Source organism: Comamonas sp. 26 (genome assembly GCF_002754475.1).
GTDB lineage: Bacteria > Pseudomonadota > Gammaproteobacteria > Burkholderiales > Burkholderiaceae_C > Comamonas.
In genome coordinates this window covers 2,483,258-2,507,710 of sequence record NZ_PEFL01000001.1, presented here as the reverse complement: position 1 = coordinate 2,507,710, position 24,453 = coordinate 2,483,258, and the positions used below count along the sequence as shown (strand labels likewise).

Annotated in this window: 23 protein-coding genes, 1 tRNA gene and 1 pseudogene; 13 read left to right on the top strand and 12 right to left on the bottom strand. The window is 57.8% G+C overall.

The window, feature by feature from the left end:
- Positions 1-97: 97 nt before the first annotated feature.
- A complete protein-coding gene (gene rlmB, locus CLU84_RS11455) occupies positions 98-892 on the top strand; it encodes a 23S rRNA (guanosine(2251)-2'-O)-methyltransferase RlmB (RefSeq protein ID WP_099737274.1) in 795 nt (264 codons plus the stop codon).
- Between the two features lie 101 nt (positions 893-993).
- Here rlmB and CLU84_RS11450 read toward each other — a convergent pair whose 3' ends face one another.
- Positions 994-2,895 (bottom strand): hybrid sensor histidine kinase/response regulator, encoded by a 1,902-nt coding sequence (locus CLU84_RS11450; protein ID WP_233210017.1) that lies wholly within the window; start codon positions 2,893-2,895, stop codon positions 994-996.
- 136 nt (positions 2,896-3,031) lie between these two features.
- Here CLU84_RS11450 and CLU84_RS11445 point away from each other — a divergent pair, with 136 nt between their 5' ends.
- Complete coding sequence (locus tag CLU84_RS11445) at positions 3,032-3,808, top strand: NAD-dependent deacylase (protein ID WP_099737272.1); 777 nt, start codon at positions 3,032-3,034, stop codon at positions 3,806-3,808.
- A gap of 71 nt (positions 3,809-3,879) precedes the next feature.
- Here CLU84_RS11445 and CLU84_RS11440 read toward each other — a convergent pair whose 3' ends face one another.
- The 5 genes from CLU84_RS11440 to CLU84_RS11420 all read right to left on the bottom strand — a co-directional run bounded on the left by CLU84_RS11440 (position 3,880) and on the right by CLU84_RS11420 (position 6,618).
- Positions 3,880-4,479, bottom strand: a complete 600-nt coding sequence (locus CLU84_RS11440) for a chromate transporter (RefSeq protein WP_099737271.1) — start codon at positions 4,477-4,479, stop codon at positions 3,880-3,882.
- Positions 4,476-5,066, bottom strand: coding sequence for a chromate transporter (locus tag CLU84_RS11435; protein WP_099737270.1), 591 nt, complete (start codon positions 5,064-5,066; stop codon positions 4,476-4,478). Before CLU84_RS11435 ends, CLU84_RS11440 begins: the two co-directional genes overlap by 4 nt.
- Before the next feature lie 196 nt (positions 5,067-5,262).
- Positions 5,263-5,478 carry a hypothetical protein gene (locus tag CLU84_RS11430; protein ID WP_233210016.1) on the bottom strand — a complete coding sequence of 72 codons (216 nt, stop codon included), beginning with the start codon at positions 5,476-5,478 and terminating at the stop codon, positions 5,263-5,265.
- A 169-nt stretch (positions 5,479-5,647) separates the two neighbouring features.
- The gene (locus CLU84_RS11425) at positions 5,648-6,199 is read right to left on the bottom strand and encodes a GAF domain-containing protein (protein ID WP_099737268.1); all 552 of its coding nucleotides are present in this window, start codon (positions 6,197-6,199) and stop codon (positions 5,648-5,650) included.
- Between the two features lie 125 nt (positions 6,200-6,324).
- Positions 6,325-6,618, bottom strand: coding sequence for a helix-turn-helix transcriptional regulator (locus CLU84_RS11420; RefSeq protein ID WP_233210015.1), 294 nt, complete (start codon positions 6,616-6,618; stop codon positions 6,325-6,327).
- A gap of 126 nt (positions 6,619-6,744) precedes the next feature.
- Here CLU84_RS11420 and cls point away from each other — a divergent pair, with 126 nt between their 5' ends.
- The 3 genes from cls (at position 6,745) to sbcB (ending at position 10,730) form a co-directional block, all read left to right on the top strand.
- Entirely contained in the window at positions 6,745-8,199 is a 1,455-nt protein-coding gene (cls, locus tag CLU84_RS11415) for a cardiolipin synthase (protein WP_099737267.1), read from the top strand.
- 9 nt (positions 8,200-8,208) lie between these two features.
- The gene (locus CLU84_RS11410) at positions 8,209-9,045 is read left to right on the top strand and encodes an NAD-dependent protein deacetylase (RefSeq protein ID WP_233210014.1); all 837 of its coding nucleotides are present in this window, start codon (positions 8,209-8,211) and stop codon (positions 9,043-9,045) included.
- Positions 9,046-9,290: 245 nt separating this feature from the next.
- Positions 9,291-10,730: an exodeoxyribonuclease I gene (sbcB, locus tag CLU84_RS11405; RefSeq protein WP_099737994.1), complete on the top strand. Its 1,440-nt coding sequence runs from the start codon at positions 9,291-9,293 to the stop codon at positions 10,728-10,730.
- A 650-nt stretch (positions 10,731-11,380) separates the two neighbouring features.
- On the opposite strand, the gene CLU84_RS11400 is transcribed toward sbcB, so the two are convergent.
- Positions 11,381-11,457, bottom strand: a tRNA-Val gene (locus tag CLU84_RS11400).
- Between the two features lie 177 nt (positions 11,458-11,634).
- Here CLU84_RS11400 and CLU84_RS11395 point away from each other — a divergent pair.
- Positions 11,635-12,546 carry a Dyp-type peroxidase gene (locus CLU84_RS11395; RefSeq protein WP_099737265.1) on the top strand — a complete coding sequence of 304 codons (912 nt, stop codon included), beginning with the start codon at positions 11,635-11,637 and terminating at the stop codon, positions 12,544-12,546.
- 78 nt (positions 12,547-12,624) lie between these two features.
- Here CLU84_RS11395 and CLU84_RS11390 read toward each other — a convergent pair whose 3' ends face one another.
- Positions 12,625-13,065 (bottom strand): biopolymer transporter ExbD, encoded by a 441-nt coding sequence (locus CLU84_RS11390; protein WP_099737264.1) that lies wholly within the window; start codon positions 13,063-13,065, stop codon positions 12,625-12,627.
- Positions 13,066-13,078: 13 nt separating this feature from the next.
- Positions 13,079-13,711, bottom strand: coding sequence for a MotA/TolQ/ExbB proton channel family protein (locus tag CLU84_RS11385; protein WP_099737263.1), 633 nt, complete (start codon positions 13,709-13,711; stop codon positions 13,079-13,081).
- A gap of 388 nt (positions 13,712-14,099) precedes the next feature.
- Between CLU84_RS11385 and xseA the strand changes: the two genes are divergently transcribed.
- The 6 genes from xseA to CLU84_RS11350 all read left to right on the top strand — a co-directional run bounded on the left by xseA (position 14,100) and on the right by CLU84_RS11350 (position 22,553).
- Positions 14,100-15,437, top strand: a complete 1,338-nt coding sequence (xseA, locus tag CLU84_RS11380; protein ID WP_369826837.1) for an exodeoxyribonuclease VII large subunit — start codon at positions 14,100-14,102, stop codon at positions 15,435-15,437.
- Between the two features lie 430 nt (positions 15,438-15,867).
- Complete coding sequence (locus CLU84_RS11375) at positions 15,868-16,452, top strand: Fe-Mn family superoxide dismutase (protein ID WP_099737261.1); 585 nt, start codon at positions 15,868-15,870, stop codon at positions 16,450-16,452.
- Between the two features lie 186 nt (positions 16,453-16,638).
- The gene (locus CLU84_RS11370; protein WP_233210013.1) at positions 16,639-17,490 is read left to right on the top strand and encodes a class III extradiol ring-cleavage dioxygenase; all 852 of its coding nucleotides are present in this window, start codon (positions 16,639-16,641) and stop codon (positions 17,488-17,490) included.
- Between the two features lie 897 nt (positions 17,491-18,387).
- A complete protein-coding gene (locus CLU84_RS22410) occupies positions 18,388-18,747 on the top strand; it encodes a DUF2946 family protein (RefSeq protein ID WP_099737260.1) in 360 nt (119 codons plus the stop codon).
- A gap of 90 nt (positions 18,748-18,837) precedes the next feature.
- Positions 18,838-21,024, top strand: a complete 2,187-nt coding sequence (locus CLU84_RS11355) for a TonB-dependent siderophore receptor (protein WP_233210012.1) — start codon at positions 18,838-18,840, stop codon at positions 21,022-21,024.
- A gap of 11 nt (positions 21,025-21,035) precedes the next feature.
- Positions 21,036-22,553: a PepSY domain-containing protein gene (locus CLU84_RS11350; protein ID WP_099737258.1), complete on the top strand. Its 1,518-nt coding sequence runs from the start codon at positions 21,036-21,038 to the stop codon at positions 22,551-22,553.
- 267 nt (positions 22,554-22,820) lie between these two features.
- On the opposite strand, the gene CLU84_RS22405 is transcribed toward CLU84_RS11350, so the two are convergent.
- Both CLU84_RS22405 and CLU84_RS11340 read right to left on the bottom strand, forming a co-directional pair.
- Entirely contained in the window at positions 22,821-23,033 is a 213-nt protein-coding gene (locus CLU84_RS22405) for a hypothetical protein (RefSeq protein ID WP_233210011.1), read from the bottom strand.
- Between the two features lie 84 nt (positions 23,034-23,117).
- Positions 23,118-23,339 (bottom strand): phage protein GemA/Gp16 family protein, encoded by a 222-nt coding sequence (locus CLU84_RS11340; protein WP_233210010.1) that lies wholly within the window; start codon positions 23,337-23,339, stop codon positions 23,118-23,120.
- Between the two features lies 1 nt (position 23,340).
- Here CLU84_RS11340 and CLU84_RS11335 point away from each other — a divergent pair.
- Positions 23,341-23,979, top strand: a pseudogene (locus CLU84_RS11335) (DNA adenine methylase); the annotation flags it as partial.
- A gap of 33 nt (positions 23,980-24,012) precedes the next feature.
- Here CLU84_RS11335 and CLU84_RS11330 read toward each other — a convergent pair.
- On the bottom strand, positions 24,013-24,306 hold the full coding sequence (locus CLU84_RS11330) for an H-NS family nucleoid-associated regulatory protein (RefSeq protein ID WP_099737257.1): 294 nt from the start codon (positions 24,304-24,306) through the stop codon (positions 24,013-24,015).
- Positions 24,307-24,453 lie beyond the last annotated feature (147 nt).

Below are 24,453 nucleotides of genomic sequence, written 5' to 3'. Positions count from 1 at the left end.
GCGCGCAGTGTAGCGGCAATAAAAAAACACAGCCGCCAGCCCAGGCATGGCCCTGCGCGCGCCATGCTTGATGAAAAGGCCAGGATAATGTGGCCCTATGTCGTCCCCCAAAGTTCTTTTCGGCTTTCACGCCGTCGGCGTGCGTCTGAAGACCGCCCCCCAATCCATCGTCGAAGTCTATTTCGAGTCCTCGCGTCGCGATGCGCGCATGCGCCAGTTTCTGGATCGTGCCAAGGAAGCCGGTGTTCGCCTGATCGAAGCCGATGCCCTGCGTATCGCTAAGCTGGCTGGCTCGCATGGTCACCAGGGCGTAGCTGCCCGCGTGGAAGAAATCAAGGACACGCGTACGCTCAATGAGCTGCTGGAAGATCTTGAGGCCGACGGCGTCAAGGCACCTTTGCTGCTGGTGCTCGATGGCGTGACCGATCCTCACAATCTGGGCGCCTGCCTGCGTGTGGCCGATGGCGCTGGCGTTCACGCCGTGATCGCCCCCAAGGACCATGCGGCTGGCATCAACGCCACCGTGGCCAAGGTGGCCAGCGGCGCGGCTGAGACGGTGCCTTACTTCATGGTCACCAATCTGGCCCGCACCCTGAAGGAGCTCAAGGATCGCGGTATCTGGATCATTGGTACCAGCGGCGATGCCGACAAGCACCTCTACCAGGTGGACTTGACTGGCCCTACGGCGCTGGTGCTGGGGGCTGAAGGCGACGGTATGCGTCAGCTCACCCGCAAAACTTGCGATGCGCTGGTCAGCATCCCCATGCAGGGTGCGGTGGAGAGCCTGAATGTGTCCGTGGCCAGCGGTGTTTGCCTGTACGAGGCGTTGCGCCAGCGTGTGGCAACAGGTGCTGTGGCTGTTGGTGGTGCTGTCGGTACAGCCAAGATCTGATTTTCGACTCGGCTTTAAGCCAGACAGGCGCCTTCTGCGAAAGCAGAGGCGCATTTTCCATACCCTTTTGAGAAGGGCTGAGTCTGCGTTTTCAGGCAGGTTCAGGCAGGTGACTGGTCAAGCGGAGACTCGGCCGGGTCTGCCCGATTCGCATCCAGCAGCTCTTGCACGGTGCGAGCCAGCTGGTCCATATCCAGTGGTTTGGGCAGGGCCACGCAGTCGCTGGCTTCTGGCCGTTCGGTGGGGGCTGCGCTGGTCGTGAAGATGATGGGAATGCATCGCCCCTCCAGCCTGAGCTTTTCCTGCATCTGGGCAACGCTCATCAGCCCTGGTACTTGATCGGAGGCAATGATGAGATCCACCTTCATGCCGTTGCTGATGTAGCGCAGTGCGACTTCAGGCTGGTAGGCCGTGACGACTGCGTAGCTCTGTTCATACAGGCGCTGAGCCATCGCATTGCGGGTGTCCAGATCGGGTTCTATGAGCAGTATCGCTGGCTGCTTGCCTTCCGCACTGCGCTCGTGCGGGTCCGGTGATGCAAGCGGAGATTGGGCCCTAGGGAAATAAAGGCTGACAGTGGTGCCCATACCCGGAGTGCTTTCCACCTCAATCAAGCCGTGGACATGGTCCATGAAATTTTTCACCATGGGCAGGCCCAGACCTGCACCTTTACCTTCGGGTTTGGTGGTGAAGAACATATCAAAAACGCGAGCGAGTACCTCTTCGTTCATGCCCATGCCGTTATCGGTCACGCTGACTATCACATGTTCGCCCACATGGCTGGGGCGCTTGAGCAGCACGTTTTCCATTGTCAAGGTGATCTGGCCGTGCGCTTCGGTCGCATCGCGTGCGTTGATGCAGAGGTTTATCAACGAATTTTCAAAATACAGCTTGTCCACGCTGATGGGCCAGACGCTGGCGGCGATATGCAGTTGCAAGCCTGCGTCCTGCCCCACGGCATTTCTCAGCAGGGGCTCCAGATCGTGGAGCAGCGCACGCGGATCGACGGCGGCCAACTGCATCGATTTGCGGCTGCTGAACCCTGTCAGATTCGAGGCCAGACTGCCAGCCTTCTGAATGGTGTCGAGAATGACATCCACATGCTCGCGCTGCTCAGGATCGGCCAGATGTTTTTCCAGCAGGCCAGCATGCAGGCCGGTGATGAAGAGCTGGTTTTTTATGTCATGCACAACGCCAGCCGAGAGCTGGTTCACCATGCTCATCTTCTGGGCCTGTGCCAGATAGGTCTCGGATTGTTCCAGGGCCCGCTGCTTGAGCATGAGCTGGTGGTTGAGCGTTGTGACCTGATCGCGAAGCCGATTCTCGGACTGCCTCAGGCCATCAATGCTGAGGTTGGCACCGACCCAGTACAGCGTCTGCCCCGCATCGTTCTTGACGGGTGAGAGCGAGGCAAAAAACCAGTGGTAATCACCGTCGTGCTGCTTGATGCGCAGCCGGTATCCCGTGGATTTCCCTGTGATTAGTGCACGTGAAAAACCGGTGTTGACGGCGGCCAGATCATCGGGGTGAACGATATCGATCCAGATACCGTCGTTCAGATTCAAGTGCTGCACTTGTCCGTAGGCATATGCATGCAGGGCGCGGTTAAGCCAGGTCAGTTCACCATGCGGCGTTGCAATCCATACTTGGTAGGGCAGGTGATCCAGAAAGGCTTCAAAGTGGTTGGCATGCCCGAGTCCCGGCGCTAGCTCGGGCTGGTTGAGTGGGACTGAGGGCAGCACGTAACACTGCACGGCATCAATTCCCGCATCGCCGCGAACCGGGGAGAAGTGCCAGCACCCGGTGGTTCCGGGTAATGCGGTGCTGACTTCTTGCCCTGTTTCAATGCATTGGGCAATGGCCTGCCTAGCCTGTGTAAATGCTTGCAGCTTAAAGAGGCAGGGCAGGCCGCTGAGCTGCAGATGCCGCTGCAGGGCCGGGTTGCTAAAGCGCAAATCCAGCGTTTGGGCATCAACAAGTCCCCATGCCAAGGCAACTGGCATCATGGTTTGCTGAAGTGCGAAAAGTCGCCCCGATTCGTTCATGTGCTGATTGCTTGCAATATCTTCTGGCAATGTAAGGTCTCGCAGTGAAACTTAAGTATTTCACGTTGCTTCTTGCTTTTTAAGGACTTCCCCCTTGGTTCAAGCACTTATTGACAATTCTTCAACATGGGCGAGATCCATTGCAACCGTACGTCATTGGATTCACGAGGCGCAGCACGTTGCCGTTCTGACGGGGGCAGGCGTCAGCGCTGAATCGGGCGTGCCGACTTTCAGAGACGACACCAGTGGTTACTGGGCGAAGTTCAAGCCTGAAGAAATGGCCAGTGAGGCGGGGTATCGCAAGGACCCGCCCTATGTCTGGCGCTGGTATGAGCACAGGCGTGCGCAGATCGCAGGTGTGGAGCCCAACGCAGGGCATTTGGCCCTGGCGCAATGGGCGCAGCAGCACCCCGGCCGCATGACGCTGATTACACAGAACGTGGATGGCTTGCACCAGCAGGCGGGCAGCTGCGATGTACTGAGTCTGCATGGCGAGCTAAGAAAAAACCGCTGGCTGAACCGCCGTTGCGCTCAATGTGATCTGGACAACCCCGCACCGGGTGAGCCGCCCCATTGCCCCGCATGTGGCAACTTGTTGCGCCCCGCTGTGGTGTGGTTTGGTGAGTCCTTGCCCGGCGCTACCTGGGCCAAGGCAGAGCAGGCGGCCGAAGAGTGCCAGCTGATGCTGGTGGTGGGCACCTCGGGGGCGGTCTATCCCGCAGCGGGTCTGGCAAAGATTGCGCGTCGCACGGATTCACGCGTGGTCATCATCAACCCCCATGCGAGCGAGCTGGACTCTGTGGCCGACCATCTGATCGCCATGCCGTCTGCGCAGGTGCTGCCTTTGCTGTTTTCAAGCCTTGAACTTTGATTGATGAGTATCAAATTTATAGCTGTTAGCGCTTTATTCATAAGCGCTAACAGCCTGTTTGGCTTAGATTTTTACACCCAGTGCAGCGCACCCAGCAGGGCGCCGCCGCCCAGAAGCCACAGCAGATGAATGCGCGTGCGCCAGACCATCAGCGTGCACACCAGGCTCAGCAGCCACAGCTTCCAGTCCTTTTGCCACTGACCGCTGGCGCTGCCCAGCAGCCAGCCTGTGGCCAGCAGCAGGCCAATTACCAACGGTGCCATGCCTTGTTTGAAGGCGCGCACGCCGCGCTTGTCGCGGTTGCGCTGACCCCAGCGCGACGCTTGCCAGGTCAGTAGCGAGCTGGGCAACAAGATACCCACCATGCTGATCGCCACGCCCAGTGCGCCCAGGGCCCATGCTTCAGGCCCGCTACCGCCGCCAGCGTTCAGCCCCACATTCCAGCCCAGAAGGGCAATGAACAGCACATTCGGGCCGGGGGCTGCCTGTGCAATGGCGATGGAGCTGGTGAACTGTGTTTCGGTCAGCCAGTGATTGCCATCGACCAGATAGCGGTGCATATCGGGTGCTGCCGTAATCGCGCCGCCTACGGCCATCAGCGACAGCGTTAGAAAATAGACCAGGAGATGCAACCAGTCCATGGCCGTCAGGTGAATGAGCAAGGTGTTCATGTCAGCCTCCGGTATGTCAGCACGCAGCCCGTGCCGCCGACAAAAACCAGAGCCCAGAACAGCGGCAGGCGCAGCACGGCTACCAGCCCAAAGGCGGCTATGGCCAAGCCTGTGCAATACCATTTGCCCAGCGGATGCTTGCGCAGCGTGCCTGCCAGCTTGAGGCCCATGCCCGCCACCAGTCCGGCGGCCACGGCGCCCATGCCGCGCAGCGCCCCGGCAACGGCCGGGTTGCCTGCAAACTGCGCATAGACCAGGGTGAGGCTGATGACCACCAGCATGGGAAAGGCCAGCATGCCGCACAGCCCCACCAGCGCGCCGCGCCAGCCAAAGTAGCGCTCGCCCAGCATGATGGAGAGGTTGACCACATTGGGGCCGGGCATGATCTGGGCCACGGCCCAGTCCTCCATGAATTCCTCGTTGCTCAACCACTGACGCTTTTCGACCAGCTCGCGTTGCACCACGGCCAGTACGCCGCCAAAGCCTTGTAGGGCCAAAAAGGTCAGCGACCAGAACAGCTCGCGCAGGTGACGAGGTCGAGGGCGCTCGTTCAGTGAGGCGGAAGGAGGTGTAGGGCCAGGGCTCATGCGTGCAACTATTGATATATGCGCATGCAATCAGCACATATTGCTATCAATTATGAATTGCTTGATGGATTCTGAACATGCCTGGGCGGCCATATCAGCTATCAGTTGCACTCATACCGCCTTGCACAAGTGAGATGGCAGTGCAGTCAGTGCGGTGGTAATGATGAAGGTTTGCTTGCAGGCAGACTTGAGCTTGCTAGTCGGAGGTCTGTTTGAGGCTTTGCTGGTAACAGTCCAGGGATTCGAGCAAGCGCCCATACAGCTCATCTGTGGCCATGGAGTTGAGCATCTGGGTTTTCATCTTTTCGGAATAGCACTCAAAGCGCTTTTCCAATTGCTCTCGCAGCTCTGGGCGAAGCGCTTCAATCAAGGCCAAATTGAGCGCTTCGAGAGCCAGAAGTTGCGCCTTCATTTTTCTGATCTCGTTGCTCTGATTTCCTAAAAAATCCATGAAGCCTCCCTGATTGTCAGAGCTGCATCCTACGGTTATTAACAGACGAGCGAGTCAGAACTTACGAGACGTCATCGGTCTTTTTCATGAAATTTGGCGATGAGATTTTCTGTTCAAGTGCTTGCAGCACCTACTTTGAGAGCTGTTCCTGCGAGTGGCGAGCCTGCTTGATGTCGATTCGCTTGGCGGCAATCTTGGCTACGCATTCGAGCTTGTTCAGGTCTTGGGCCGTCAGGCTTTCATCGGCGGCCTGACTGAAGCAGCACAGCGTGCCATAGATCTGGCCACTGGCCAGCACGATGGGCGTGCTGATGTGCGCACCAACGCGAAAAGGCGTGACGGGCAGCAAAGGGAAGGCCGGGTGTGTGGCGGCATCGTTGACAAGGCTGGGCAGGCGGCCATCCAGAACGCACTGGCAAAATGATTCTTCCAGCGGGCCACCGCCGCCGGTGGCAATCAACTCCTTGCCCACCGCAGCATCTACATGCTTGAACATGCGCTGACCGTCGCGAATTTCGGAGACAAAAATCACCTCCATGGACAGGTGCTGGCGCAGGTCGTGCAAGACCTGGCGCACATTTTCATCAATCAGTTCATCACTCTGGTCGGCAGTGGCCAGCAGCAACTCGCTGACCTGAACCTCCAATGCCTCTGGTGCGTAATCCCAATTGTGAATAGCCATCTCTCAAACCTCGAACTGCGTTACAAAAACCAGACCATTGTGGAGGAACACTTTCTGCCAGCGCATTAACAGGACGTAAGAATTTTGGCTAAAAGCAGGTCAGGCGCAGCATAGGCTTCAGCGCTTTAGTTAGTTGGGCTGGCAGGTGAATCGACAGGCGATTCGGCGGGTATTTGTGGGTTGCTGGCCGACTGAATCAAGGCCTGCACTTGCCCGTGCAAAGCAGCGGGCACGGCAATCAACTCCATGCCCAGCACACGGGCCATTTCCTGCAGGGTGGAAAAGCGCGGATCCACATCGCCGGTTTCTGTGCGCTGCACCGCCATGCGCGACAAGCCAGCGCGCTCGGCCAAGTCGGCCTGGGTGATGCGGGCCGCTTTGCGGGTCTGTGCCAGGGTGGTAATGAGTTCAGAAGTCATGCGTATGAATGTACGCTTTTTGTGGGGTGTGAATCGCCTACAGAGCCCGGAAGTTGGCGTTTGTCGGCATTCCGTCGCCAGAGTGTGCGAGCATGATCATGCCCAATACAACAATAGGAGTGCCAATTGGACTGGATCGCTGCCCAGCTCGGTCATGAAAACGTCAAGCTCTGGCTCTCAGCAGGCTGGACGTTCTATGTCGTCGTGGTCGGCGTCTGGATCTTGCTGCAGCGCAGCCAGCCGATTGCCACGCTGAGCTGGCTGCTGTCCATGGCAGCCTTGCCGGTTGTCGGCCTGGTGGTCTATTACTACTTCGGGCCTCAGCGCATCAAGCGCCAGCGCATCAAGCGATTGCGCTCCCGAAAACGCTCGCGTGTGCGCAGCAGCATGCAAAAACTCAGGGAGCGCATTCCGGCCCAGCAGGAGCGCTTGCGCCAGGTCGCCCGGCTGGTGGGCATGACCAGCGACTTTCCGGTGAGCACGGCGACCTCGATGCGAGTGCTGGTGGGCGGAGCAGCGACCTTCGATGCGATTAGCGAGGCCGTGCGTGCCGCGCGCCACCATGTTCATCTGGAGTACTACATCTATGAGCCCGACCAGACTGGCACGGCGCTGCGCGATCTGCTGATCGAAAAGGCCAAGGCTGGCGTGCAGGTTCGGCTGCTGGTCGATGCGCTGGGCTCCAAAAAACTGGGGCGAACATTTCTGAAACCACTGCAGCAGGCTGGGGCTGAGGTGCTGCGCTTTCACGACTCCAAGATAGGGCGGCGGCTGCGACCTGTGGTCAACTTTCGCACCCACCGCAAGATTCTGATCTGCGATGGCAAGGTGGGCTTTACCGGCGGCGTGAACGTGACCGACGAGGAGAACGAACGTATCCGTGCCGACGCTTATCACGACGTGCACATCCGGGTGGAGGGCTCTGTCGTCAACTGGCTGCAGACCGTGTTTCTGGAGGACTGGGCATACACGCTGGGCAAAGACCCGTACAAGCTGCCCGAAACCTTGGATGACTTGCTGCCCGATTGCGAGGATGGCTCCATCCCCATGCAGGTCGTCACCTCAGGCCCCGACGATCAGCTCGATGCGATTTACCGCGCCTACCTGGCGGCCATCAATGCAGCCCAGCAGCGCATCTGGCTGACCACGCCTTACTTTGTGCCGACTGAAGGAGCGCTGACCGCGCTGACCAACGCTGCGCTGCGCGGGGTGGATGTACGGATTCTGGTGCCCAAAAAGTCCGATTCCCTCTTTGTGACGGCCGCTGCACGCTCCTATTTTGATGAACTGATTCGCTGCGGAGTGCATATTTATGAATATGACGCCAGCATGCTGCACTCCAAAACACTGGTGGTCGATGACAACATGGCCATGATCGGTACGGCCAATTTTGACTACCGCAGCTTCTTTCTGAACTACGAGGTTTGTGTGATTGGCTATGGCACTGAGCTCAATCAGGCGCTGGACAAGCAGTTTTTGGCGGACCTGGGGCAGGCCAGCGCCGTTCAATACCGCAGCGAAAAAGGCCTGCTCCGCCGCCTGTTTGGCTCTATCGCGCGACTGACTTCACCGCTTTTGTAATGAGACATCGTGACTAATTTTGTAGAACCTCTGGCGCTATGGCGCCTGAAAGACTGGCTGCACGCGCACCCGCGCCTGCTGGTCATTGGCGGCGCAGGCTGCAGCACTGAAGTCGGCATTCCCGACTACCGCGACCAGAGCGGGCAGTGGAAGCGCCCGCAACCCGTCACCTATCAGGACTTTATGGGCGATGTGCTGGTTCGCCAGCGCTACTGGGCACGCTCCATGCTGGGCTGGCGCGTCATGGGACAGGCGCAGCCCGGAGCCGCCCACAAAGCGCTGGCGCTGATGGAGCAACAAGGCCGGCTTGAGCTGTTGATTACCCAGAATGTGGATGGCCTGCACGAAGCGGCAGGCAGCCAGCACACCGTAGATCTGCATGGCCGCATCAGCACCGTGCTTTGCACCGACTGCGGCCACCGCTTTGCGCGGGCTTATCTGCAGCAGCAATTGCTGGCCTTGAACCCTGCATGGGCCCAGTTGTATGCAGCCCCTGCGCCGGATGGGGATGCTGATCTTGAGGGACAGGACTTCAGCCAGTTTGTGGTGCCTAGCTGCCCGCATTGCGGCACGGGCCTCATCAAGCCCGATGTGGTGTTTTTTGGCGAAACCGTGCCGCGTGACCGCGTGCGGACCTGTATGGATGCCGTGGCCAGCGCCGATGCGGTGCTGATCGCCGGCTCCTCGCTCATGGTGTATTCGGGCTACCGCTTTGTGCTGGCTGCGCACGAGCAGGGCAAAAGCATCGTCGCCATCAACCGGGGCGTGACGCGAGCGGATGCGCTGCTGGACTTCAAGGTTGAGGCTGATGTGGGGCAGACCTTGATGGCGCTGGCGGCTTACTAAGACTCGTGAACACCTGCCAACATCACCCTTGATACGTCGTTGCGAAGCATGGTCGCACTGGCGTACTGCCTGCGGCTTCGCGCCTCGTCTCAACCGTAAACCCACGGCGTGTTTGCGGCTCTGAATGCGGGCTCTTACCGATGAATTCCTGTTTTGATAGCTGCCAGCGCATTGCTACCAATAGCTTGAGGCCTATTTGATGCATTTTCTTGCCAGCCATGGCTTCGCAGGCATACTTTCGCCCCATGGCTCATACCTTTTTCTGGCACGACTACGAAACCTTTGGCGCCCAGCCGCGCTATGACCGCCCGGCGCAGTTTGCGGGCATACGCACAGACGATCAGCTCAACGAAATCGGAGAGCCCGTCATGTGGTACTGCCAGCCCGCCAACGACTATCTGCCCGACCCGCAGGCCTGTCTGATTACGGGCATCACGCCCCAGCGCGCGCTGGAAGAGGGCATTCCTGAGCACGAATTTTCTGCACTGATCGAGGGCGAGCTGGCCCAGCCCGGCACCGTGGGCGTGGGTTACAACACCATTCGCTTTGATGACGAGATCACGCGCTTCATGTTCTGGCGCAACCTCACCGATCCTTATGCGCGTGAGTGGCAGAACGGCTGCGGCCGCTGGGATTTGCTGGATGTGGTGCGCATGGTTTATGCGCTGCGCCCCGATGGGATTCAATGGCCCAGCAAAGAAGACGGCACACCCAGCTTCAAGCTCGAAGATCTGGCCCGTGCCAATGGTCTGCTGCATGAGCAGGCCCACGATGCTTTAAGCGATGTTCGCGCCACGATTGCGCTGGCAAAGCTCATCCGCGACAGGCAGCCACGACTGTTTGACTTTGCCTTTGGCCTGCATAAAAAGGAAGGCGCGCTGCGCGAGATGGGCCTGCCCGCCACGCAAGAGCATGCCCGCCCCTTCTTGCATGTGACCGGCATGATCAGCCCCGCCCGTGGCTGCATTGGCGTGATGTGGCCGCTGGCCACGCACCCGACTAACAAGAATGAGGTCATCTGCTGGGATCTATCTGCTGATCCGACAGAACTTGGCGGTATCAGCATCGAGGACCTGCGCCTGCGCATGTTTACCCGTCAGGCGGATCTACCCGAGGGCGTGACACGCTTGCCCATCAAGAGCATTCATATCAACAAATCGCCCATGGTGGTGGGCAGCTTGAAGACGCTCAGCTCCGCCATGGCCGAAAAATGGGGTGTGAGCATGGAGCAAGCCCTGCAATACGCAGCCATTGCCCGTGACCTGCCCGACATGAGCGCCCAGTGGAAGGCCGTCTTCACCCGCGAGTCAGGCGAGCCGCTGGATGCCGATCAAGATCTGTACGGCGGTTTTGTCGGTAACGAAGACCGTCGTCGTCTGGAGCGCATCAAGCGCCTCTCGCCGCAAGAGCTGGCCCTGGACAAGACCGGCTTTGACGACGCCCGCCTGACGGAGCTGGTCTGGCGCTACCGCGCGCGCAACTTCCCCATGACGCTGAACGACGGCGAGCAGCAGCGCTGGGAGCAGCACCGCGTGGCCTGCCTGATTGAAGGCCAGGGCGGGGCGCGCACGGCTGAGCAAATGTTTGCCATGATCGACGCCCTGTCCGAAACCGCCGACGAGCGCGCTGAGGAGGTTCTGGGTGAGCTGTACGACTATGCCGACGGCATCGTGCCTGAGGTCTGAGCGGCAGAGTTTTGCCATACAAAAACCAACAAAACTGAATGGATACGGCCAATTCCCATAGTCAGTTGAGGTCGAGGACCGTTACCTCGCTTTGGGTGTTAGGGATCTATCATCACGAAAAGCTCTTGCTAGGGCTCGACCTTATTTATCGTCACTAGGAATACATCGCAGCTGGCTGGGCATCGGTACTACCCAAAGCAATCATTGGTATTTCTACAGCAGCGAACCTAAAGCTGAGCCAAAGGGGGCCCCAAGTCAAACTCTGCTCTGGCCGGGCTTTCAGCCAATCGTGTCCACTCAATACGGCGGTAGTCGATGAAGACCCTTGTGGGTGTTGATCGTTACAGAGGTGAAAGCTGGGGAGGAGACGCGCCATTGCGTAAGCTTTTTGCTCAGAAGTGACACCAGTCTGCGCTTGCAAAGTGCCTTCCAGATCGTCCAAGGCTGATCGATCAGCTTCCTGAGTCTGAGAAGAGAGCGATGTTAGGCGGTATATGGTGAGGAAAACGTGATGCGAAAAGTACAAATATCGGCTTAAACGGCTTTGTTTGTGCGCCGTTTTCCGCGAACGGTTTTCATACTGCACAAACAAAAATGCCCGCTTGTTAGCGGGCATTTTTGCTGCAAGCACTGGTTTTGCTTGCGATATTTGGTAGGCGCGATTGGACTCGAACCAACGACCCCCACCATGTCAAGGTGGTGCTCTAACCAGCTGAGCTACGCGCCTGTTTCGTTGATGAAGCAATTGTAGCAGCCTAAAAAACCGGTTTTTTGAAAGATTCGACTTTTTTGCGTTTGCGGAGTAATTTTTTCAATTTTTGAGGCTCTGGCCAATGCTTGGCGGGGTGCTCTTCATTCGCCACTAAACTTTGATGTGTCTTCTCTCTATCGAATCGGCAATTTCATGACCAAAGCACAAGCGGGCATTCTGGCGTCTCTTCCTGAACAGGGGCGCTATGTTTTTTTCACCTTGTCTGGGGCTGGTGCTCAGGTGTCGAGTGCGCTCAAGACATTGCAGGCCTCTATAGATAGCACGCAGGTGGTGGTAGGGCTGGGCCAGCAAGTGCTGCAGGCGCTGGATAAGCGCATTGCGCAGATGCATGAGTTTCCGCAGTTTAAGGGGCCTGAGTTTGAAGTGCCCAGCACGCCGCAGGCGCTTTGCCTGTGGCTGCGCGGCGATCAGCGTGGGGATTTGATTGCTCTGACGGCCAGGCTGGCGTCGATGCTGGCACCGGCCTTTATGCTCCGTCATGTGGTGGATGCGTTTGTGCACCAGCGCTCGGGCGGGCATGGCCGCGATCTGACAGGTTATGAAGACGGTACAGAAAACCCCGAGGGCGATGACGCCGTGGCCACAGCCATTGCCTCAGAGCAGGGCGCAGGGCTGGATGGTGGCAGCTTCTGGGTGCTGCAGCAGTGGCAGCATGACTACGCCGTGTTTGATCGTATGCCAGCACATGAGCAAGACCACGCAGTGGGCCGCCGTCGCAGTGATAACGAAGAGCTGGACGATGCGCCGGAGTCTGCCCATGTCAAACGCACAGCGCAGGAGAGCTTTGAGCCTGAGGCTTTTCTGGTGCGCCGCTCTATGCCCTGGTGGAGCGTCAGCCCGCAAGGCGCGGATCGCAGCGGTCTGATGTTCTCGGCCTTCGGCTGCAGCTTTGATGCCTTTGAAGCCCAGATGCGACGCATGCTGGGCATGGATGACGGCATCAGTGATGCGCTGTTTCGCTTCTCCAGCCCTTTGACTGGTAGTTATTTTTGGTGCCCGCCTGTGGCGCATGGCAAGCTGGATTTGTCCGCGCTTGGTATGTGATGAGTAGCTGAGCAGTGCAAGTGCAATAAAAAACGGGCCAGATGGCCCGTTTTCTTTGATGCAGGCATTAAGCCCTGCTCAGTGTGTACTGCGAGAACCACCTGATCCGCCTGAAGGCTGGGTGGCAAACGTGATCTGAGACAGGCCGGCGTGGCGAGCTGCTTCCATGACTGTCACCACGGACTGGTGGGGCGCATTTGCGTCGGCACTGATGATGACCACGCTGTCTTTGCCGGCAGAAGCCGCGCCAGAGAGGGCGGCTGCGACGGTGTTGACGCTGCGATCGTTCACGGCCTGTTTGTTGACAGCGTAGCGGCCATCGCTGGCCACGGACACGATGATTTCCTTGGGCCTATCGCGCTGCTGCTCGGCGTCGGCCACGGGCAGGGTCAGCTGCAGCTCGGTGAACTTGCTATAGGTGGTGGAGAGCATCAAAAAGATCAGCACCACCAGCAGCACATCGATGAAGGGGATCAGATTGATCTCGGGCTCATCACGGTGGCGGGGACGAAAGTTCATGGGGGCGTCCGTTTTACTTGGCCGAACCCACGCGGGCCAGATGGCGCACAAACTGCTCAGAGGCCAGCTCCATACCCAGCAGGTAGCCATCCACACGGCCGCGGAAGTAACGCCAGAAGATGAGGGCGGGAATTGCCACCATCAGGCCGAATGCGGTGTTGTACAGCGCAATCGAGATGCCATGCGCCAGCTGGGCCGGGTTGCCTGCGCCAGAGCTTGCGCCGGGCTGGGAACCAAAAATCTCAATCATGCCGATCACCGTGCCCAGCAGGCCCAGCAGCGGCGCGGCCGAGGCGATGGTAGCCAGGGCGCTCAGATACTTTTCCAGCTTGTGGGCAGCGGCGCGACCAGCGCCTTCCATGGCGGAGCGCAGCTCTTCTTCGCTGCTGTCGGGGTGGGTTTGCAGCGTGTTCAGGCCGGTGGCCAGCACTTCACCCAGAACCGAGCTCTGGGCCAGCTGTTTTGTAGTCTCTGCACTGGGCAGGCTCTTGGCAGATACGGTAATAGCTTCATTGAGCAGGTTCGCTGGTGCGACCTTGCTGGTCTTCAGTGAGGTGAAACGCTCAAAAATCAGGGCCAGAGCCAGAATCGAGCAGGCAATCAAAGGCCAGATTGGCCATCCTGCGGCTTGTATGATCGACAGCAACGTTCTCTCCCTCGTCTTATTCGGAAATTGCACTCGACGATTATGACCTACAGCTGTGCGGGTCTGACCCGTATTTATGAGGGCGTTGATGACGTGGTTTGCGCCAGCTCAGCAGAGTGGCACTTGCTCTTACGCATTGCAACTATCACAAAAAACTGTGGATAACTTTGTGATCTATTAATGGCGCACAAAAGCTTTCAAGGGTGTATTGGATATTTGTTACGACTTTGACGCTTGGATGAATCTAAATAATCTTTAAAAATCAAAGACTTACTTTCTATTTTCTACGATTTATTCAGGATGCTAGGCAGCGAGCTACTTCAAGACCTGGTGCCTCTATCTGTGGAAAATTTCGGCAAGAAAAGCTCTTTAACACCGCATGAATTCAATGTTTGATAGTCAAAGCCCAGCAGCCACGCCGCGTGTATGGGATGTTGGGGCGCTATGCCACGCCATTGGTGATGCCCTGCAGGCCCGCTTCAATCCGGTCACGGTGCGCGGCGAGCTGAGTGGCTTTTCGCGTGCGGCCAGCGGGCATTGCTACTTCAATCTCAAAGACGCCAGTGGGCAGATTCGATGCGCTATGTTTCGTCGCGCCGCCGAGCAGGTGGGCTTTTCACCGCGCGATGGTGAACTGGTGGAGGTGCGTGGACGTCTGGGCGTGTATGAACAGCGCGGTGACCTGCAACTGGTGGTGGAGGGCATGCAGCGCGCCGGGCAGGGCGCTTTGTTTGAGCAGTTTTTGCGCCTCAAAGCCCTGCTGGAGAGTGAAGGCCTGTTTGAACAAGCCCGCAAGCGCCCGCTGGCACCGTTACCGCGCGGCATTGGCGTTGTGACCTCGCTAGGCGCAGCGGCCTTGCACGATGTGGTGACTGCGCTGCGCCGCCGTGTGCCGCATATTCCTGTGGTGATTGCGCCAGCGCTGGTCCAGGGTGTGCAGGCGCCGCAATCCATTGTGCAGGCGCTATCAAAAATGTATCAGCTAGCGCATGCAGGACAAGCGCTAGAGGGTGATTTGGCTCTTAATAAAGCGCAGCAACCCGTCATCGACACCATCTTGCTAGTGCGCGGCGGGGGCTCGCTGGAAGACCTTTGGGCCTTTAACGACGAGCAGGTGGCGCGCACCATCGTGCAAAGCCCGGTGCCGCTGATCAGCGGGGTGGGGCACGAAACAGATTTCACCATTGCCGACTTCTGCGCCGACCTGCGCGCGCCCACGCCCACGGCGGCGGCAGAGCTGGTGGCCCAGCCGCGCGAGGTCTGGCTGGGCACGCTGGATTTGATGCTAGACCGGCTGAACAACGCCATGCAGCGCTTGCTGGACAGGCAGGCCCAGCGGCTTGATCTCGCCGCCGGTCGGCTGGGCCGGCCCCGCGAGCAGCTTGGGCGCAACCACTTGCAGCTGGCAAGGCAGGCTCAGCGCCTACGCCATGCCATGCTCTTGAAGTTGCAGCGCCTTGCGCAGAACCAGCAATCGCTACAAGCCAATTTGCCTCATATTTTGCAGCGCAGTCTGGAGCAGAAAAAAACTCAGCTCGAGCGCATGGACCTGCGCCTGCAACTGCTGGATCCGCGTCTGGTGCTGCAGCGCGGCTATGCCTTGCTGACGGATGAGAAGGGCAAGCCTGTGACCCAGGTCAGACAGGCTGAGCCGGGGGCGGCGCTCAAGGCGCAGCTGTCGGATGGGGCTGTGGATCTGGTCGTCACCCAGCCGCGCCTGCTCTGAGATCGCACCTAAGAGGTGCTCACACCACCCAGCAAATCTCAGATTTGCGGTTGGTGAGGCTTGAAGCGCTAAGTGGTACAAGCGTACGGCAAGGCGAAACAACGAGCTATCAAGGGCGGTGTTAGCGACTTTAAATACCTGCGTGGCCACTGGGCTCTTCATCAGAACTCTTTTGCTGTAAGCGCAGGCAATCGCGGCAAAGCAAGGATTGGCGCGCGGTAGACTGTGAGTGCATGCCTTTTGTTGCTGCCGTAATAGTCCTGATGAATGGCGTCGTGTGGTTCAGTTCTTTCTACAATGGCCCGGTTAGTGCAATACTTGACGGCTGTAGTACAGCAATGTGCAGCTGTTCTGGTCCGCACAACGGCCACCACGCCAGCATCCAGATGCCGGGCGGTCCTAAAAAATTTCAACCACGAGGAAAACCATCATGGAACGCACTCTGCCTTCTCTGCCTTATGCAATCGACGCCCTGGCTCCCCACTACAGCCAGGAAACGCTGGAGTTCCACCACGGTAAGCACCACAACGCTTACGTGGTGAACCTGAACAACCTGCAAAAGGGCACCGAGTTCGAGAACATGGACCTGGAAGAAGTGGTCAAGAAGTCTTCCGGTGGCATCTACAACAACGCTGCCCAGATCTGGAACCACACCTTCTTCTGGAGCTGCATGGCTCCTGCCGGCGGTGCAGAGCCTACAGGCGCTCTGGCTGACGCTATCAACAAGAAGTGGGGCTCCTACGCCGAGTTCAAGAAGGCCTTCGTGGCTTCGGCTGTTGGCAACTTCGGTTCCGGCTGGACATGGTTGGTCAAGAAGGCTGACGGCTCCGTGGACATCGTCAACATGGGTGCTGCTGGCACCCCCCTGACCACTGCCGACAAGGCTCTGCTGACTGTGGACGTGTGGGAACACGCTTACTACATCGACTACCGCAACGCCCGTCCCAAGTTTGTCGAGACCTTCCTCGAAAAGCTGGTGAACTGGAAGTTTGCTGAAGCCAACTTCGCTGCTTAATGCAGGGTATCAGGTCTGGTGCTGCAAAGCTCAAGACCTGATTGCAGGCCAAGCCAGAACCTCCGCAAGGAGGTTTTTTTGTGCCTGCTGTCTGGTTTTTATGATGACTTAAGGCTCTAGCCCATTTACATCAAGCGCAGACAGCTATCTTTTTGATACTTGAATCAACAGTGCAGAGGTGTGGCGATGAGTGAAGGTGCAAGCGTTTCAGTGCCCATGAACAGCGATGGCCGTATGCCGGCGTACTTTCTCTGCCACGGCGCAGGCCCCTGGCCCTGGGTGCCCGAGATGCGCGACTGGCATGCCCAGATGGCGGCAGGCCTGCGCGACATTCCGCGCCAGTTGCGGCGCACACCGCGTGCCGTGCTGCTGATTTCGGCCCATTGGGAAGAGCCTGTTTTCACCGTGCAAAGCGCGGCTCAGCCCGACATGCTGTACGACTACGGCGGCTTTCCCCCGCATACCTACAGCCTGCATTACCCCTCGCCCGGCGCGCCAGAACTGGCCGGCCGCGTGCTGCAACTGCTGGCGCACAGCGGCATTCAGGCCCGTGCTGATGCGCAGCGTGGCTACGACCACGGCATGTTTTCGCCCATGGCCGTCATCTACCCACTGGCCGATGTGCCCGTGCTGCAACTCAGTCTGCGCAGTGATCTGAATGCGGCAGAGCATCTGGCGCTGGGCCGTGCCTTGGCACCGCTGCGCGATGAGGGCGTGCTCATCATTGGCAGCGGCAGCAGTTATCACAATATGCGCACCTTCGGCCCCATAGGGCGCGCGCCATCCAAGCTGTTTGATGACTGGCTGGCCGAGACACTGATGCAGGTCACACCTGTAGAGCGCAGTCAGCGGCTGGCTGACTGGCACGCTGCGCCCGGTGCCCGCATGGCCCATCCGCGCGAGGAGCACCTGCTGCCGCTGATGGTGGTAGTGGGCGCCGCTGAGCAAGAGATGGCGCGGCGTGTTTATTTTGAAGAAGCCTTCATGGACTCGGCCACGGTGTCCAGCTATTGCCTGCAGCCGGAGTCAGAGCGCTGAACCAGAGCTTCTTCTTGCTCATCGAGCGGGCTAGCCAAAAACTCCAGCCTGTCATCGTCAATGGAGTTAGTGCTAACCTGCAAAAAACGCTGAAGCTGGCATTTGGAAGATTGGTAAGTGCCTGCCGGTACCTGGGCGGCGGCAGGGCTGCTACATCAACGATATAGCCGCAGCGGCAGGCGGCTATGTGCAGCCTCACAACACTGACCAGGTGCTGTGCATCTTGCCTAAGTACCCCACTGCACCCTGGCACTGGGGCGATGTGGTGCCGGATTTCGAGATCCCAACTGCCGTGGTTGAGTGTGGGGGAGTGACCGCTTTGGCACAGAGGTGGGGCAGGGTATATTTTGAGAATGCTAATTTTGGCGCGGGTTTGCGGGCGATTTGAGTCACGTGGGGCATGTTGCCAACTTTGGCTCCGAATGGGCCGACCAAGTGCATAAAGCAGCCAGAATGGGCTGGTAGCGAGCAGAAGACGGCAGTGGATGGGATCGCCGGTATCCCTTATCTGTCGGGCGCTGAGGGGGACGTTTGGTCGCGCTGCCAGGAATTTGCCTCTGTTCCAAGCTCGGAAGTCTTGAGGTCGGAACGTGTTTTGCTTTCCACCTAAGAATATCTATAAAAATCAAATAGATAGTTGGATCTCCCACGATCTTCGATACTTCCAAGCTCGCGGTAAGCCGGAAGCGTCAGATTTGGGTTTTATAGGCCCAGCTCAAAAAATGTCCAACCTGAAGGAGTTTGGACGTTTCAGTCACCATTGCTCAGAATTACGATTTTTCTGCGTCCAAGCACACACGGAAACGTGGCCACGCAAAGCTATATTTTTTGGATAGTGGGAGGTAACGAGAATTCGACAACTCTACGCTTTCGTAAGAGGCCTCATAATGCGCAGCCATGCAAGCACTGCGTAACTCCCTGTCGCTGACCCGCCTAGTTCTGGCGTGGTTCTTGCTGACTTTGAGTATGGCAATGGCTTCGCCCATAGTGCATCCAAAAGCCATCGAGGTGGTCTGTACCTCAAGTGGCAGCATGCAGGTGATCATGCTTGATGACGACGGTCAGCCAGCGCCAGGGATTCATCACTCGTTGGACTGCCCCTTGTGTCTGACCATCACGACACCTCCCACCTATTCTTCACAGCATCTCGAACAGCCACAGCCGCTAGGCTTGGCGCTACATCCTGTCGTTTCAGCGCGCATTGCTGCGCTAGTGGGGGCACCCTTACCCCCGCGAGGGCCGCCAACACTCGTGTAAGTCCACTGTGTCCGCTAGTTGATAACGGATGCAGCCTATCGCCGTCGGGCTAGTCCTGCCCGGCCGATTTCACTTGCACGCAGATAGTTCATGACCCATCCTTTTTATGGCGCGATGCCCAATGGCAACGCGGGCTCCTTTTCGCTCGTTTCCTTTCAACGCAACCGCGTGGCCCTCGCTGTGGCCCATCTGTTGTTAGCTGCCCCTCTTGCCGTATCTAGCTCTGCTAGTTGGGCGCAAGCCGACGTTACCTTGGACACCGTTACCGTACGTTCATCGGGAGACACTCCCCTTGATCGCTCAGTGGGCACCGGTAGTCGTCTCGATCTCAGTGCACGCGACACTCCGGCGAGTGTCGAGGTGACTACGCGCGAGCAGTTGGAAGCTCGCGGCGACACCTCTCTTGTTGACGCAATCACGCGATCTACCGGCATCACCAGTCTGGGGCATCCGGGCAACAGTGGTAGCTCACTATCTGTACGAGGGTTTACGGACAATACCTCGGTCATGCGTCTGTACGACGGTACGCGCCAATATGGGGGAGTCGGCGTGAGCTTTCCCTTCGACACATGGTCGATCGACCGTATCGAAGTGCTGCGTGGACCCGCATCTGTGATCTACGGTGATGGTGCGATTGGTGGCGTAGTCAACGTGATTCCCAAGAAACCCACACGCGGGCCTGTTCAAAATGAAGTCCAAGCAACGGTAGGAACAAAAGGCAAACGTGCATTGGCCTTTGGCAGCGGGGGCACGATCAATGACCAATGGTCTTACCGCTTTGATGTCAGTGGTGACCAATCGGATGGGTGGGTGGATCGTGGTGACTCCAGCAATCGGACGATATCCGGCGCTCTGCGCTGGGATGTGACACCTGATTTCAACCTGCAGCTGTCGCACGCACAAGGCCGGCAAAATCCCATGCGCTACTTCGGTACACCGCTGATCAATGGGGTACAAGACCCGGCCATCCGAGAGCGCAACTACAACGTTGCCGACAGCCGCATCCAGTTCAAGGATCGCTGGACCGAACTGGCTGCTCAATGGGCTCCTAGCAGCAATATCGTTGTACGCAGCAAGCTTTATCACATTGGCAGCGACCGCTATTGGCGCAATGCTGAAGCGTACCGGTACAACGCCACTACGGGATTGATTGACCGCTCGGACAACACCGAGATCGGTCACGACCAGACGCAGACAGGCAACACCACGGATGTGACCTTCCACGGCAGCTTGCTCGGACGTCCAAACCAGCTCTCCCTGGGCTTCGACGTGAACCGCGCATCGTTTCAGCACACCAATAACACTTACACCGGCAGCTCCGGTCCGGTCGATCCCTTTAACCCAGTCCCGGGCTATTACAGCAGCTCCGTACCTTTCATTCCGCGCTATCAAAACAAGGCTGAGCAATATGCGCTGTTTGCGGAAGACCGGTTTGAACTGACAGATCGCTGGTCTGTCGTGGCGGGCACTCGCTTCGACCATGCGGACCTATCGCGTCAGGATCTGGTGGCGGGCAATCAGGCTTTCAAACGCAGCTACTCCAACACCGGTTGGCGACTTGGCTCGGTCTACAAGCTAAGTCCTCAGCTATCCCTGTATGCGCAGGCATCCAAGGCCGCAGATCCAGTGAGCGGCCTGCTGATGTTGTCGGCGGCTAATTCCGTCTTCGACGTATCGAGCGGCAAACAGTTTGAGGTCGGTATCAAGCAATCCTTCTGGGGCGGCAAGGGTGACTGGACGCTTGCAGCGTATTCCATCACCAAAAACAACTTATTGACGCGAGACCCTGCAAACCCCGCTTTGCGCATACAGGTTGGCGAACGCTCCTCCAAGGGCATTGAGGGGACCCTGTCGATGCAAGTCAGCAAGGCCGTGCAGATTGATGCCAACTTTGCGCTGCTCAAGGCTCGCTATGACGATTTCAGCGAGTCCGTGGGCGGCATCGCTGTTTCACGCAATGGCAATATTCCCACCGACGTGCCGGAGCGTGTTGCCAATGTCTGGGTGAGCTGGAAAGTTGTGCCTGACTGGACGCTGTCCGGCGGCCTTCGTCATGTGGGCAAGCGCTATGCAGACAATGCGAATACCTTGAAACTGCCTGCCTACACCACGGCAGACCTGGCGCTGCAATGGAAGGCAACCAAGGCCACCACGTTCACGCTGCGCGGCTTCAACATCTTCGACAAGCACTACTTCACGACCTCCTACTACACCAGCACGCAGTGGTTCGTCGGGGAAGGGCGGCGTGTTGAGCTGACACTGAATCATCGTTTCTGAACGGGCCGCCGATGTGGACTTCTGCCCATGCCAAACGGCTTGTGTTTCTGGTGCATCGATGGACCGGAGTGGGAGCCTGTGTGCTGATGGCGCTCTGGCTCTTCAGTGGAGTTGTGATGCTATTTGTCGGCTACCCCAAACTGCAGCCGATTGAGCGTTTGCAGGCATTGCCTTCCCTGAGTCCAGGCCAGACCTACCTGCCTGTTGAGGCAGCCCTGAAGCAAAGCCAGTCTGCTGACAAGGTGCAGCAGGTCATGCTCACCACTATTGCGGGCCGCCCCAGCTACCGGCTCAGGGAAGCAGACGGCACGCTGCGAGTGGTGGATGCCAGCACGGGCGCTGTTGTGACGCCGCCCGACGACGCAGCGGGCTTGCGCAGCGCCCAGGTGTTCCTGTCCGGAGCCAATGGAGTGCTGCAAGGTCGCACGCAAGACGATCGATGGACGCATTCCGCCTCGCTCGATCCCCATCGGCCTCTCATCAAGGTCCTGATGGATGATTCCGCATCAAGCCTGTTGTACATCTCGTCGACCACCGCCGAGGTGGTCATGGAGGTAACGCGCCATCAACGCTACTGGAACTACGTGGGTGCCTGGCTTCACTGGGTGTATATGCTGCGTGAAGGCTCCAAGGACCCTGTGTGGAGCTGGCTGGTCATCGCACTCTCGGCATTGGGAACCGTCTCCGCTATTGCCGGTGCCTTGGTGGGCATCTGGCGATGGCGCTTCAGCGGACGCTACAAATCTGGAGCCAAGACCCCGTATCGGGAGTTCCAGATGCGCTGGCATCACATCTCCGGCCTCGTATTTGGAGTGATGATGATTTGCTGGATCTTCAGCGGCCTGATGTCCATGAATCCGCTGGGGATCTTCAGTCCGCAAGGACCTCGTCCCGATCTGCGTGCCTACCAGCATACAAGTGCAGGAAGCAATCCCTTCAGGCTCACCACGCTCGAAGCGCTGACACGGCTCGGTGCCGAGGGGTTTGACACGCGCGAGGTCGAATGGAAAGTGTTGGATGGGCAGCCCTACCTGCTGGCTTTCAATGGAGTGGGGCAGACTCGAGTCCTATCCGTAAACCTTGCTGCACCGCAGGTAGAGAAGGAACTTGACCGCTCGAGACTAGAGCAGGCAGCGAAGAAACTGCTTCCTTTTGCCATCCGCTCGACCACTTTACTGACCGAGTACGACGCCTACTATTACCGTCGGGGTGAGGCTTCAATGTACTCAGCAGTGGCACGTGATCTGCCTGTGCTTCGGATGCAATTTGAAGATCCAGGAAAAACGGTCGTGTACATAAGTCCGAACTCAGGTGATGTTGTACTGAGCTTGGACAGAACACAGCGGACAGGCCGGTGGTTGTTTAATTTCCTACACAGCTGGGACCTTCCATGGATGCTGCGCCACGCTTGGCCGCGTGATGTCACCCTTGTTTTGATAAGCATTGGAACGTTGGCTCTGGCACTGAGCGGTATCGTGCTGGGATACAGGCGACTCAAGCGGTTTGTTGGGCATAAACGCAGATTTTGATCTGAGTGAATGAAAAACGCCCAACCAGAGATGGTCGGGCGTTTTTTGTGGCAAAGGACGGGTTTAAAAGAGTGGCCGCTGCCTCCGATCAAGCGGAGCTGTCAATCCCATACTAGCCACGATGCGAGCCACCTGTCCCTCAGTGAGACCATATTCGGCTGCGATCTCCTGAACTGTCTTGTTCGTTGAATACTCCGCCGCAATCCGTGCATTGCATACAGCCTGGAGCGCTCTTTTCGCTTTCAGTAGTTGGAAATGAGGTAACCCTTAATATTCTTTAGCCAGCTTTAAAAGCGCATCTATACCAATGACCACCGCGTAGGGATGCTCTTCAGTGGCGCGCTCTGGCGTCAGAAAGTACACCCGCGGACCACCCCATTTCTGAAGCAATGCCATGGTTGCTTGCAGACCAACCAGGCGCTCAAACTCCTGTAGCAGCGGTAGCAGCAGGTCGATGGAAACGTCGAAGGACTGGGTCATTTGGCCTGTGCCTGGCGTTTGGCCCGATCCAACATGGACATCAGTGCTTCAATGACAGTGCTGGCCTGGGCGGTTGGCCGGAACTTAACGTCCGACACCCCAGTGCCTAGGGTTCAGGCCACGAAGGCGAGCAGGGCTGTCGTCGCGCAGGCCGCCCGCTTCGTCCAATTTTTTCCAGAGCCACTTGATCTTCTCGGGCTGACCAAACGGTTTAAAGCTCGCGGACTTAGGTTTAAAACCCAGCTTGGCCATGTGAGCCAGTACCTGGGCACGGCCAGCAGCATCCAGATCCGCAGAGCGGGCCACAGACGTTGAGGTTTTAAACGACGTCAACGGTGACCTGGTCAACCTCTACCGGGTGGTCACTCACCATCTGGAAGAGTTTGTGCGCCAATTTAAATGGGCCTTGACCAGCAGGCAGGTCTTTAAATGGTTGCAAGAGACCCGGCCTGAGACCCTGACGGATATCCAGCGGGCAGCCCGTTTCTTTTATCTGCAGCAGCAAAGTTTTGGTGGAAAGGTGGCTAGTCAGACCTTTGGTACGGCCACCACCGCGCCTGCCATCAACCTGCTTCGGATTGAAGAAAACCTCTCGGCAGCACACCTGCGCATGGCGGGTGGCACCTATATCGAGCAACTGGATTGGGCCAAATGCATTGACCGCTATGACCGGCAACATACGCTGTTCTACCTGGACCCACCTTACTGGGAGACAGAAGGTTATAGCGTGCCTTTTGAGTGGGACCAGTACGAGCTAATGGCCCAGAAACTCAAGGCGGTGATCAGCATCAACGACCACCCAGCCATCCGGGAATGCTTTAAAGACTTCGAGATGGAAGCTTTGAAACTTGACTACACGGTCGGCGGTGGAGCCAATCGAGTAGAGCGGGGCGAGCTGGTGATTTACAGCTGGGCCAGAAGTGAGGAGCCTGCAGGGCTGTTTTGAGCAAATAAAAAAAGTGGCCCTCGAGGGCCACTTTTAGATTTCGAACTTGGAACGGTCTTGATCTTTGATCCAGGTAGGTGGCTTTCCTCGACCAGTCCAAGTCTGGCCAGTTGCTGGGTCGCGGTATTTAGGAGCGACGGAAACTTTCTCGCGCATTGGTTTTTGTTTGGCGGTCGAGAAGACATCGTCCTGTGTCAGACCAAAAGCTTCAATCAAGCTCTTAATTTCTTGCACCGCACCTGCGACTTCAGACTTTCGAGCGGCAGCAATCTGTTTCTCCAGAGCTTCGCGTTGCGCTAATAATTCCTTGTACGAATGTGTACTCATTTAAAAGATGTCCTTAGTAAATATTTGAGCCAGCACTAAATTGGTGCACTCATACATGAGATACATCGCTTATGCAGTTGGTTCACTTTCAATTGAAAGTGGCCGCGCACATTGTGTCTTGGTTTGAGGCCTGTCAACTTCAAAAAA